General features: G+C 45.1%; 9 protein-coding genes. 5 read left to right on the top strand and 4 right to left on the bottom strand.

Going from position 1 to position 12,293, the window contains the following annotated elements; translation table 11 throughout:
• Positions 1 to 151: 151 nt before the first annotated feature.
• Entirely contained in the window at positions 152 to 712 is a 561-nt protein-coding gene (locus QT974_RS21290) for a hypothetical protein (protein ID WP_333470411.1), read from the bottom strand.
• 192 nt (positions 713 to 904) lie between these two features.
• On the opposite strand from QT974_RS21290, the gene QT974_RS21285 reads away from it, so the two are divergent.
• From QT974_RS21285 to QT974_RS21275, 3 genes are all read left to right on the top strand, one after another.
• Complete coding sequence (locus tag QT974_RS21285) at positions 905 to 1,990, top strand: RNA ligase (RefSeq protein WP_333470410.1); 1,086 nt, start codon at positions 905 to 907, stop codon at positions 1,988 to 1,990.
• A gap of 143 nt (positions 1,991 to 2,133) precedes the next feature.
• Positions 2,134 to 2,982 (top strand): phosphatase domain-containing protein, encoded by an 849-nt coding sequence (locus QT974_RS21280; protein WP_333470409.1) that lies wholly within the window; start codon positions 2,134 to 2,136, stop codon positions 2,980 to 2,982.
• 125 nt (positions 2,983 to 3,107) lie between these two features.
• Positions 3,108 to 3,692, top strand: a complete 585-nt coding sequence (locus tag QT974_RS21275; protein ID WP_333470408.1) for a Uma2 family endonuclease — start codon at positions 3,108 to 3,110, stop codon at positions 3,690 to 3,692.
• 326 nt (positions 3,693 to 4,018) lie between these two features.
• Here the strand turns inward: QT974_RS21275 and QT974_RS21270 are convergent, their stop codons facing one another.
• Complete coding sequence (locus QT974_RS21270) at positions 4,019 to 5,554, bottom strand: mercuric reductase (protein WP_333470407.1); 1,536 nt, start codon at positions 5,552 to 5,554, stop codon at positions 4,019 to 4,021.
• Positions 5,555 to 5,570: 16 nt separating this feature from the next.
• Positions 5,571 to 6,302: a TVP38/TMEM64 family protein gene (locus tag QT974_RS21265; protein WP_333470406.1), complete on the bottom strand. Its 732-nt coding sequence runs from the start codon at positions 6,300 to 6,302 to the stop codon at positions 5,571 to 5,573.
• A gap of 207 nt (positions 6,303 to 6,509) precedes the next feature.
• Between QT974_RS21265 and QT974_RS21260 the strand changes: the two genes are divergently transcribed.
• Positions 6,510 to 7,553 (top strand): isochorismatase, encoded by a 1,044-nt coding sequence (locus QT974_RS21260; protein ID WP_333470405.1) that lies wholly within the window; start codon positions 6,510 to 6,512, stop codon positions 7,551 to 7,553.
• 240 nt (positions 7,554 to 7,793) lie between these two features.
• Here the strand turns inward: QT974_RS21260 and QT974_RS21255 are convergent, their stop codons facing one another.
• On the bottom strand, positions 7,794 to 8,816 hold the full coding sequence (locus QT974_RS21255; RefSeq protein ID WP_333470404.1) for a cysteine peptidase family C39 domain-containing protein: 1,023 nt from the start codon (positions 8,814 to 8,816) through the stop codon (positions 7,794 to 7,796).
• A 496-nt stretch (positions 8,817 to 9,312) separates the two neighbouring features.
• Here QT974_RS21255 and QT974_RS21250 point away from each other — a divergent pair, with 496 nt between their 5' ends.
• Positions 9,313 to 12,072, top strand: a complete 2,760-nt coding sequence (locus QT974_RS21250; RefSeq protein WP_333470403.1) for an HAD-IC family P-type ATPase — start codon at positions 9,313 to 9,315, stop codon at positions 12,070 to 12,072.
• Positions 12,073 to 12,293 lie beyond the last annotated feature (221 nt).

Genomic DNA, 12,293 nt, shown 5'->3' with positions numbered 1-12,293 from the left:
ATAAACGCAGATAATTTTAGGGTGTTTTCCGATTTTTGCAATTCAAGTCTAATATTCTGTGTCATTGCGAGGAACGTTAGCGAAGCTATCCGAAGGAAAGCAATCGCCAAGACTAAAATTGCTTGGTTTCTCTACAAAATCGCAAATCCTCTTAGCGTTTACCAGCTTGAATAGCAGAATTTGCAATCTTAATTAAATCTGCTTCCCCTCCATTTTTAATGGCTACAGTATACAGAAAACCCTGAGTTTTCCACTCAAGATTAGCCGTGCAGTAAGCCCCGCAACCGTTGTGAAAATTTCCTTTCACTCCGCCCGCAAGTTGAACAGTTTTTAAAGTCTTAGTTACCCCTTCCATCTTAGTAGAAAATTCACCACCTTTTTGACCTCTAATTTCCCCAAAAGTGCAAGCGCCAGTACCTTTGCAATCTGCTGTAAACTCCATAGAAATAATATAGCTGTCGGGTTTACTTTGGGTTTGATAGTAAAGTTTCTGCGAAACAGGAACCAAGCTGGGGATAAAGATAGGTACTTGCGTTTTGCCTTTTAACTTTGGCAAAATTTCACTTACAGGCACAGCAGCATCAGCTTTAGCAACAGGCTTGGTTTCCGCCAGCATCTGCGGCAATTTGCCCGCACCGAAAACTTGCGAAACAGGCACTAAAGCAGTCAATACACAAGCAGAAGTCGCCAAAAGTAATAATTTATTGTTCACTATTTTCGTCCTCAATGTCGAAACAGTCTAGTTTGGCACCCAAGCGCGTTCACTTAATTTACAACACAACTCCCAAATACAAAACCCACAACAGGCATTCAGGAAAAAAGCAAGTTTAAATTTTCTTTACAAATGCACGGAAATATGCAATTTCCTATAAAATAGAGAAGGCGAGTAATTTAGGAGTCAAACGTGGAACTGCAAGAGTATTTACGCCAGCACGGATTAGAAACTTTGTGCGAAACTTATCATATCAAAGTTACCCGCCACCGTCAATATCCCGATTTAGTCTGTCTGAAATACTCGCAGATAGAATCCCCGCTGGGCGAAAAAATAGTCCAACAGTGCCGAGGCATTATTTTAGATTCATCTCAAGACTGGCAGATTGTTTCTTATCCCTACGACAAATTTTTCAACTACGGGGAAGGCCACGCCGCTGCAATTGATTGGAGTCGCGCCAAAGTTTACCAAAAACTAGACGGTTCGCTGACTGTACTGTATTTTTATAAGGGAGAATGGAGAGTGCAATCTAGCGGGACTCCCGATGCAGCGGGCGAAGTTAATGGTTTTGGATTCAGCTTTGCCGAACTTTTTTGGAAAGTTTGGCAAGAATTGGGCTATCAATTACCGGAAGCAACCGACGAGTGTTTTATCTTTGAGTTGATGACGCCTTACAATAGAATAGTTGTGCAGCAAAAAAACAATCAAATTGTCCTGCACGGGGTTCGCAACACTCAAACACTTCTAGAAAGTGACCCCAGTATGTGGTCAAATCAATATGGCTGGGAGTTGGTAGCATCATATCCTTTAACTAGCTGGAAAGAAGTTATCGAAGCGTCTCAAAATTTAGATCCGATGGATTCGGAAGGGTATATTATTTGTGATGCTAACTTCAACCGAGTTAAGGTTAAGTCTCCGCAATATGTCGCGATTTCCCACCTTCGCGAAGGATTTTCGACGCGGCGGATGATCGAAATTGTTTTGACTAATGAAGGAGAAGAGTTTTTAGCTTATTTTCCCGAGTGGATTGACTTGTATCAAAAAGTTAAGAGTAAATATGAATTGTTAGTTCAAGAAATCGAGGAGGTTTACCGACAGCACGAACATATCGAAGTGCAGAAAGATTTTGCTTTCGCTGTGAAACATTTGCCGTATTCTGGGATTTTGTTTTCTTTGCGGGCTCGTAGAGTTGCGGGAGTGAAAGAAGCTCTCCGCGATGTTACGATTCATAAGATAGAGGAGTTATTGGGTTTGGATTATATCAATTTAGGTTTATGAGTAAACTAATTAATAGTATACGGCGAAGGTCATTCGCGCCTACACAAACGATGTCCGCCTCCGCGGACTGAGGAACAAGCGGGAAGGTGCGCACTCTGCACCCTAAAAATTATAGTTTATACATCTAGCCATTACCAATTGTCATGAAAAGAGTTATTGTGCTTGTCGGTTTACCTGCTTCTGGAAAATCTCAATTTGCGAGAGAATTGCTGCTGTCTGAACCTGCACGGTGGGTGCGCAGCAATAAAGATTTACTTCGAGAAATGGCTCACGATTCTCATTGGTCTCCGGCGAATGAAAAGTTTATTGTGCAGTTGAGAGATACGATTATTCTGATGGCTTTGGAAAGTGGGAAGCACGTGATTGTTGATGATACTAATTTTGGGCCTCACATCGATCATATCAAGGAGTTGGTCAAGGGTAAAGCCATCGTTGAAGTCAATGATTCTTTCCTGCAAGTTCCGGTGGAGGAGTGTATTAAACGGGATTTGAAAAGACTTAATTCTGTGGGCAAAGATGTGATAATGAAGATGTACAATAAGTACGTGCGGGTTCCGGTTGCGCCGCCGGAATATAACCCGGATTTGCCGGATGCAATTGTTGTGGATATGGACGGGACTTTGGCGCTGCTTAACGGTAGAAATCCTTTTGATGCTTCAAAGTGCGATCGCGATTTACCGAATCAGCCCGTCTTAGATACCGTCCGCAAGTGGCAGGAGAGCGTTAATATTATCGTAGTATCGGGCAGAACCGATGACTGTCAACCTCAAACTGAACAATGGTTGCGGCAATATGAGGTCAATTATGCAGCCCTTTATATGCGGAAAACTGGGGATATGAGGAAGGATGCGATTATGAAGGAGGAAATTTATCAGCAGCAGATTGCAGGGCAATATAATGTTAAGTTTGTATTGGACGATCGCCAGCAGGTGGTTGATATGTGGCGGTCGTTGGGATTGACTGTATTTCAAGTAGATGAAGGGGATTTTTAACAGAGGATTGATTTGGGCGATAAATCGCCTTGGGCGTGATGCTACAATCTAAGTAACAGTGAATCAAAAATTTACCTGTCAACTGTCAACTGTCAACTGTCAACTGTCAACTGTCAACTGTCAATATGATAGCTATTCCCCAATCACCCCAAAAAATGACGTTCGAGGAATATCTCGAATGGGAAGCGCAACAAGACATTCGCTACGAATATGTCAACGGCGAAGTCTTTGCGATGACTGGCGGTACAATTCCCCATAACGATCTTGCACTTAACTTTTACACTGCCGTGCGCCCTCATCTGCGTTCTAGAGGTTGTCGGGCGAACGTATCAGATGTGAAATTGCAAGTCATTCCTCGCAGCCGTTACTATTACCCGGATGTGATTGTCAGTTGCGATCCTGAAGATATGAATGCGCGCAAGTTTATTCAACATCCCAAACTAATTGTGGAAGTTCTCTCGCCCGGTACAAGCGGTAAGGATCGGGATGAAAAATTCACGGCTTACCTGAAAATTCCGACTTTGCAAGAGTATATCTTGATTGATTCTGAAAAAGTCTCGGTTGAACGTTACTGTCGGGGTGAGGGTAAAATGTGGCTTTACTATTCTTATAGTGCTGGAGAGATTGTAACTTTGTCAAGTATTGAATTTGAGTTGGCGATCGAACTTTTGTATGAAGGCGTTACCTTTGAAATAGAAACGGAAACATAAATCAATACGGTTCGTTCAGTTAATAATTTATTTTTCTGGCCCGGAGATCCCCCTAAATCCCCCTTAAGAAGGGGGACTTTGAAGAACTTCTTGTCCCCCCCTTTTTTCAAGGGGGGCTAGGGGGGATCGGCTTTATGGCAATACGGTTTACGATCGAATCCTCATACTCGGAGATCCCTCTAAATCCCCCTTAAGAAGGGGGACTTTAAGAGCTTTCTTTTCCCCCTTTTTTCAAGGGGGCTAGGGGGGATCGGCTTTATGGGACAAGCTATAAGCCCATCCCACAAGATTAAATAGAATTTGTGCGTACATTCTGATGGCATTTTCTATCGTGTCCAAGCCAGCCATTTATTAAACAAATTTTTCACAAAGGGAGTCAAACGAGTGCGATTGTAAGCATCTCCTGCTTTCCGAATTGCTTCGGCTTGCGTCGGATAGGGGTGAATGACGCTAGCAATCTTTCCTAAACCAATATTGTTAACCATTGCCAAAGTAATCTCGCTTATCATATCCCCGGCGTGTCGCGCTACAATAGTTGCACCTAATATTTTGTCGCTGCCTTTCTTGACGTGGATTTTCACAAATCCTTCCTCTTCGCCGTCAATAATTGCCCGATCGACCTTACTGAAAGGAATTACAAATGTATCGACATCAATTCCTTGGGCTTGCAATTCGCGATCGCCCAATCCGACGCGCGCCACTTCCGGATCTGTATAGGTACACCAAGGTATCGTCAAGGCGCTGAGCTTTTTGCGCCCGAAAAACAGAGTGTTTTGAATCACCATCCTGGCGGCAAAATCCGCAGCGTGAGTAAATTTATGTTTCATGCAAATGTCGCCTGCGGCATAAATGCGGGGATTGGTAGTTTGCAAATTGTCGTTGACAAATACACCTTTTTCTGTGTCGTACTCCACGCCGACAGTTTCTAGGTTCAATCCTTCCACGTTTGGCGATCGCCCCGCACTCACAATAATCTCATCTACCGTTACCGATGCTTCCTTACCTTGAGATTGATAATAAATTACTTTGCCTAAATTTGTTTGTTCAACGCGCTCTATTTTCGATTCAAGTATTAATTGAATGTCTTCTCTTAGAAAAGCCTGCTGTACAATTGTCGCAGCACTGACATCTTCCTTGTCCAAAATCTGAGCATTTTTGTGCAGCAACACGACTTCGCAACCCAGGCGCCGAAAAGCTTGAGCTAATTCGCAGCCGATCGGCCCACCGCCAATTACCGCCAAACGCTGAGGTTTTTCTGTGAGGTTAAATACAGTTTCATTTGTCAAATATCCAGCTTCTTGCAAACCGGGAATTTGCGGTTGTCGCGCCCTTGCGCCTGTGGTAATTACTGCTTTTTTGAATTTCAGAGTTTGACCTGCAACTTCTATGGTAGAATTGCTAGTAAAGCTACCGGAACCTAGGAAAACATCGACTCCTAATTCGTGCTGGTAGCGCCCAACAGAATCAACATCGCTGATTCCGGCCCTAATCCGGCGCAGCCGTTCCATCACCGCAGCAAAATCCGCTTCTGGACTGTTAGAAACATTAACCCCAAATTTACTCGCATTCCAAATATCGCCGACAGTCCGGGCCGATCGAATCATGGCTTTAGAAGGTACACAACCGACATTCAAACAGTCGCCGCCCATCAAATGTTTTTCAATCAAAGCAACTTTTGCACCCAAACCAGCCGCCCCCGCCGCCACAATTAATCCGGCTGGGCCCGCGCCAATTACTACTAAGTTGTAGCTGCTAGCGGGCTGCGGGTTTACCCAATCCGGCGGATGCAAGTAGGAGACTAATTTTTGGTTGTATTCGTCCATCGGGGGGACTGTTACGCGATCGACTTTTGACTGCGACATGAGCAAATCTTCCTAATTAAATAGTTTCATCTAAAGCTTTGCGAGCAATCCTAGTTATATAGATGGTGACGGCGACAGCAACCGTAAAACTGATGGTATTAATCAACCATTTTACAAGTTCGGCTTGAGGATTTGCAGGCTGATTTACCGTACATATAGCAGCAATATTTCCCACCAAAGAACCTGAGTAAACGTACATCACGGTTCCCGGAATCATGCCGGAGGAACCTAATACATAATCTTTCAAAGAAACCTGAGTAATCCCCAAAGCGTAATTCAATAAATTGAATGGAAATAAAGGACAAAGGCGAGTCAAAAAAACTATTTTTAATCCTTCTTTAGCAACGGCGCGATCGAGGGCTTTGAACTTTGGGTGAGCTTCCATATATTTTACCACGCGATCGCGCGACAGGTATCGCCCGATCAGAAAAGCAAAGGTCGCCCCTAAGGTGGCAGCGATTAACACGTATATCGAACCCCACCACAGCCCAAACAGCACTCCGCCTCCCAAGGTCAGCACGGAACCAGGTATAAATAGTATCGTAGCGAAGTTGTAGGTAGCGATAAAGGCGATCGGGCCCCAGACGCCTAAATGCTCGATTTGGATTAAAACAGCTCTTAACAGTCCTTGAACGTAGGCAGATCTAGTTGCTACAATTAACAGAGGGACTGCAAGGGCGATCGACAAAAACAACAATCTGCGTTTTAAAATATCCCTGCTAGAAATCTGAGTTGCTTCTGGCTCCATAATTGACCGATAAATAGATAGATACCAGCATTATATAGCAGTTGTTAACTTACCAGAAAGAATTGGTTGAAAGCCTCTCCCTGCTCGGGAGAAATTAAAATCAGACTATTCATTACTCCAATCCTCTTCCTTCTAGGTAAAGGTAGCTCTCAAACTGTCAACTGTCAACTGTCAACTGTCAACTGTCAACTGTTGAACATATCAACCATGACCGCAAAAACAAAACTCCCAATTCCAGAATATTTCGACGCCCAGAAACTCAGTGAAATCTGGCGAGTTCCCTATCAAGAAAGAGCGACAGAAGCTAAGAATTGGGCATTGAAACACAGTATTCAGCCAGCAGCCAGCGACGAAAAGCGAATTTGTTTGCTAATAATTGATGCCCAAAATACATTTTGCATACCAGAATTTGAACTATTTGTCGGCGGGCGTTCCGGTAGCGGTGCTGTCGGTGACAACTTGCGGCTGTGCGAATTTATCTACCGCAACTTAAACGCAATTACCGCGATTGCGCCGACAATGGACACGCACACCGCCATGCAAATTTTTCATCCCATATTTTGGATAAATGATGCAGGCGAAAACCCCATTCCCGCCGCCACATTAATTACTCTGGAAGATGTGCAGCGAGGAACTTGGAAAGTCAACCCAGCCGTCGCCGATAGCATCGCGGGCGGGAATTATGCCCAACTACAAAAACACTGCCTTCACTACGTACAGAAACTCAGCGACAATGGCAAATTTCCCTTGACAATTTGGCCCTATCACTCGATGTTGGGGGGGATTGGACACGCCCTGGTTTCTGCGGTGGAAGAAGCGATATTTTTTCACAGTATGGCGCGCCACAGTCAAGCACTTTTTGAGATTAAAGGTGGGAATCCGTTAACTGAAAACTATTCGGTTTTGCAGCCGGAAGTGTTAGATGGGGCAGACGGAAATCCGATTGCTCATAAAAATGCTGCGTTTATTGATAAGTTATTAGAATTTGATGCAATAATTATTGCGGGACAAGCCAAAAGTCACTGTGTGGCTTGGACGATTGATGATTTGTTGACTGAAATTAGGGCGCGGGATTCTATGTTGGCTAGGAAGGTTTATTTGTTGGAAGATTGTACTTCGCCGGTGGTTGTTCCGGGTGTTGTTGATTTTACCGAACAAGCAGATGCGGCTTTTTTAAGATTCGCGCAGGCGGGGATGAATGTGGTTAAATCTACTGAGTCAATTGATAGTTGGCTTGGTATTTCTTTGTGAGATATTTGATGAATGCTGTAATACAAGACGCTTAACTGAAAACCGATTCCCTAACCCCACTTAAAAACAAGTGTGGTTTTATTGTCGTCAGACAAATTAGGTACGTAGTTGCGCTTCAGCGCTCTTTATAATATTAGGAAATATCGCTAAAAGCCCAGGTTTGTAGTGAGGAATTCAGTCCTCAGAAACTTAAGATGACTGAAGTCCTCACTACAAACTTTAGCGCGGTATTTTTTATAACTATTTACCATCCAATCTCGGTACGCCTTCCAAGAAAGGGCCGCTCAACATTAATTCAGTCATCCTATCTAATTTGCCGCTGACTTTCATTTTTTTATCTGTTTGAAAGCGCTCGATGTCTGCTGTTAAATTCCCAGAATTATATCCTAACTTAGTCAAATAATCAACAGCTTGCTTGTCACTTAACAAAATATCAGTCGATCGAAAAATCGGCACGTATTCCTTCAGCCAAAACCGAGCTAAAGTTGCCCTGTCTAAAGAAAAAATCTTCCCCAGCGCCGGATCGCCAATAATAGCTACACTGTCATTTATCGCCAGCAAAGCCACTGCGTGCGGCCGTTTGATAGCTCCAGTAGCGAGCGAAATTGATAGCACTCCGGGGCGATTGATTTGCTGCATTTGCTCCCAAGTCGGCCTCAATTCTATTGCGTTCACACCCAAGGCTCTCGCTGCTACAATCAATTGTGGCATCGAAGTTCCCAAGCGACTCGTGCCGGCCAAACGCGCTACGCTCGATTCCGTCGCCTCGATTCCCCAACGTTTCAACACGGTTGCTAGCGCCGCTGGTGCGCAACTGCTGTCAGATGTTTGGCGAAATACACCGTTTGGCCGCAAGTTATCGATTAAATCAGCGTAAATTGGCGCCATAAAATAAGCTTCAGCGCTTGTAAATCCTCCCAAGCCCAACAAGCCAATTAAAATTACTGCGATTACTTGCGATCGCGCCGTCAGCCAACTTACAGTAAACCCAATACCGCAGACTCCCATCAGCATCACCCGCAGCAGAGTCCAAGTTACTCGCATTCCGTGGAAGCGCCACTCGATCGGCAAAACAGGCATTTGAGGCAGATTTAACGCCAGCAGCAGCAAGCCAAAGTAAAAACCCAAAAACAGCAGGGCGATCGAGTTTCGGCCCTTAAACAGATCGTTAGCCGTCACTCCCGATCGCACTAACGCCTTCCCTGTGCGCATTCCCCAGACAAACAGCGCCGAACCCAGCAGCAGCGTTACCACTATTTCCATGAGATCACAATTTTGTTGCTTAACCTAGGTTGTAACACGCACGCACTCGCGATCGCCCGTGCGGGAATCGCAGAGTCGGAAAATCTCACAGCAGAAAACTGCCAAATAAACAAGACAAGGAAGACATATAGTAGTGGACAGTTGACAGTGGACAGTTGACAGTTACAGAGTACGGAAATCAAACTGTTTATGCTAAAGGGTTCAGGACTCTATACAACCTAAAACTTGCCATATGTCAAGAAGTTGAGTAACTTTTTTTACCTGTTTGGAAAACTCCCAAAAAAGATTTAGCACCCAAAAGAATTTCCCAAACTAATTGAGAAAGACAGACACATCTGCTGTAAGATAGATGGAAGTCAAAACGCCTTCAAACAATTAATCAACCTTCTTGTCGCTCAATATATTCACGCTCCAACAAGCGAGGAATTGTATAGAGCACGCTGATTCAAGATTGATAAAAGAAAGCTCGCCAAACAACAAAAATCCAGGAAAAATCATGCCAGCAAAAGCCGCCAACGATGTAGACGTAGCAGAGCAATCTTGGCACTACTTAGAAAGATCAAAGGTTGCATCTACATTAGAAACCAACCTGGAAAATGGTTTAGATCCGGCAGAAGTCGCCAATCGCCAACAGCAATTTGGCTCCAACGAACTAACAGTTAAAGCAGGGAAACCAGCCTGGTTAAAATTTATACTGCAATTTAACCAACCCCTGCTCATTATCTTGCTGAGTGCCGGTTTAATCAAAGCCCTGATTGGAGAATGGCTGAATGCCAGCGTAATTTGGGGTGTAACAACTACCAACGCGATTATCAGTTTCATCCAAGAAGCTGGGGCTGAGAAAAAAATTGATGCCCTAGCTAAAGCTGTCACCACAGAAGCCACAGTCATTCGAGGTGGCAAAAAATTAAGAGTTCCCTCAAAAGAACTCGTTGTGGGCGACTTAGTAACCCTGACTTCCGGTGACAAAGTACCTGCGGATTTGCGCTTAGTTAAAGTACGCGACTTGCAAATTGATGAATCGGGACTTACAGGCGAATCCGTTGCTGTCGAAAAAGAATTAGGACAATCTGGAGACTTAGTTCTCCCGCAAGAAACGCCGCTCGCAGAACGCGATAACATGGCCTATGCTGGCAGTTTTGTTACCTTCGGCCAGGGTAGCGGTATCGTAATTGCGATCGCCAATAAAACCGAAACTGGCAAAATCTCCCAACTATTAGACCGCCACATCGACCTCACCACGCCCTTAACTCGCAAATTCAACGAATTCAGTCAAAACTGGCTGTTATTCGTGTTGGGAATGGCAACCTTGACCTTCGCAGTCAGATTGGGCAGACCCGTCCCAGCGGGAGTTTCAGCCTTTAAAGAAGCAGTCGAACCCGCCGTCGCCCTGATTGTCGGCGCAATTCCCGAAGGCTTACCCGCCGTCATCACCGTCACCCTAGCGGTGGGCGTTTCCCGGATGGCAACTCGAAATGCGATCGTCCGCAAATTGCCCGCAGTAGAGACCCTAGGCGGCGCTACCGTCGTCTGTTCTGACAAAACCGGAACTTTGACGGAAAACCAGATGACGGTGCAAGAAATCTATTCTGGTGGCGAATCCTACTCTATTACAGGTACAGGGTACAGTCCAGAAGGCGAAATTCAACTCAACCAACTACCAATTAGTGTCAGTCAATCTCCAACTTTGCAAGAATGTTTGCAAGCCGGAATGATTTGCAACGACTCTCATCTCGAATTCAAAGATAATGATTGGATTGTCGTCGGCGATCCGACAGAAGGGGCATTAATTGCAGCAGGTAAAAAAGCAGAACTCAGCCAACAAGTCTTGGAAAAATCCATGCCACGACTGGATTCAATTCCCTTTGAATCTCAGTTTCAATACATGGCGACGCTGCACCGAATTCCCACTGGCAAAGTTTTGTATGTCAAAGGTTCGGTAGAATCTGTTTTGAGCCGATGTAGTTCGAGTCTCGATACGGAAGGAAATCCGGTAGAAGTCGATCGCGAACAAACTCACTTTTCTGTCGATGAAATGGCAAAGCAAGGCTTGCGCGTCTTGGCTTTAGCGAAAAAGGTAGTACCGGAAAACCAAAATTCCGTCGATCATGCGGATTTGGAATCTGGGCTAATTTTCTTGGGACTACAGGGGATGATCGATCCGCCACGGGCTGAGGCAATCGCGGCTGTTCAAGCTTGTCAAACGGCTGGAATCCAAGTCAAAATGATTACCGGCGATCATATCGCTACCGCTAAGGCGATCGCCCGTCGGATGGGATTCCGCAAAACTAAACATAACAGGGAACTCGTAGCTTATACCGGCGCTCAACTCGCCGAAATGAGTAAAAACGAACTCGCCGAAGCTGTAGAAGCTGGTTCAGTTTTTGCCCGCGTCGCCCCCGAACAAAAACTCCGGCTGGTAGAAGCTTTGCAACAGAAAGGCGAAATTGTGGCGATGACGGGAGACGGCGTTAACGACGCGCCCGCCCTCAAACAAGCGGATATCGGGATTGCGATGGGCAGCGGTACGGAGGTTTCTAAGGAAGCCGCCGACATGATTTTGACGGATGATAACTTTGCGTCGATCGAATGTGCGATCGAAGAAGGGCGATCGGTTTACAAAAATCTACTCAAAGCAATTAGCTTCATTCTGCCAGTTAACGGCGGAGAATCGATGACTATTTTGCTCAGCACACTGCTAGGCCGAGAATTGCCGATTTTGTCGCTACAAATCCTCTGGTTGAATATGCTCAATTCGATTACGATGACCGTACCGCTAGCTTTTGAGCCGAAGTCACCGGGAGTAATGCAGCAACAACCGCGATCGGCAAATGAACCTTTACTAACAGCAAATCGGATCAAGCGAATCATCGCTATTTCTCTTTACAACTGGACAATAATTTTTGGGATGTTTGAATGGGTGCGCCAATGGGGAACGATCGAACTCGCCCGCACGATGGCTATTCAAGCTTTGGTAATGGGAAGAATTTTTTACCTGTTGAGTCTCAGCCAATTGTTGCCTTCTTTGATGGCTAAATTTAGCGGTTCTAAGGAAGAAGTTAGTGGTGCTCCCGCCCTCGGTGTGGGAATTGTTTTGGCGGTAATTTTGCAGATTATCTTTGCTAATTCTCCGTTTATCAATAGCATATTTGAGACTGCTCCGATGAACTTGGATCAGTGGCTGATTTGTTTTGGCGTCGCGCTACCGATGATCGGTGTTGCTTTGTCTGTCAACCGCTTTGACCCGCCCAACTAACTTGATCCCGCATCGATCAAAGGTTCGATCGTTCGGAATGCGAGTCCGCATCCATCCAAGGACTCGTATTCCGAACGATTGAACCAATCTTATTATCGTTGTTCTGCGTTCTGCCATCAAACTTGGGGAGCATCCCGACTGTGCAAACATATCCGCAAGGGTTCTCGCATTCGCGCCTGTATCCTATCGACTATACGAGAGATTTTCAGCGCGAATGCGAG

Origin of the sequence: Microcoleus sp. BM001215392 (assembly GCF_036700185.1) — a bacterium.
In the GTDB taxonomy this organism is placed as follows: Bacteria; Cyanobacteriota; Cyanobacteriia; order Cyanobacteriales; family Microcoleaceae; genus Microcoleus.
Note: the sequence above shows the minus strand (reverse complement) of the source record. Positions and strands in the feature narration are given on the sequence as shown.

What these genes read in the sequence shown, in the direction of transcription:
- QT974_RS21255 (WP_333470404.1), bottom strand. Translation starts at nt 8,816, where the DNA reads ATGGAAATAGTGGTAACGCTGCTGCTGGGTTCGGCGCTGTTTGTCTGG.
- QT974_RS21270 (WP_333470407.1), bottom strand. Translation starts at nt 5,554, where the DNA reads ATGTCGCAGTCAAAAGTCGATCGCGTAACAGTCCCCCCGATGGACGAA.
- QT974_RS21275 (WP_333470408.1), top strand. Translation starts at nt 3,108, where the DNA reads ATGATAGCTATTCCCCAATCACCCCAAAAAATGACGTTCGAGGAATAT.
- QT974_RS21265 (WP_333470406.1), bottom strand. Translation starts at nt 6,302, where the DNA reads ATGGAGCCAGAAGCAACTCAGATTTCTAGCAGGGATATTTTAAAACGC.
- QT974_RS21260 (WP_333470405.1), top strand. Translation starts at nt 6,510, where the DNA reads ATGACCGCAAAAACAAAACTCCCAATTCCAGAATATTTCGACGCCCAG.
- QT974_RS21280 (WP_333470409.1), top strand. Translation starts at nt 2,134, where the DNA reads ATGAAAAGAGTTATTGTGCTTGTCGGTTTACCTGCTTCTGGAAAATCT.
- QT974_RS21250 (WP_333470403.1), top strand. Translation starts at nt 9,313, where the DNA reads ATGCCAGCAAAAGCCGCCAACGATGTAGACGTAGCAGAGCAATCTTGG.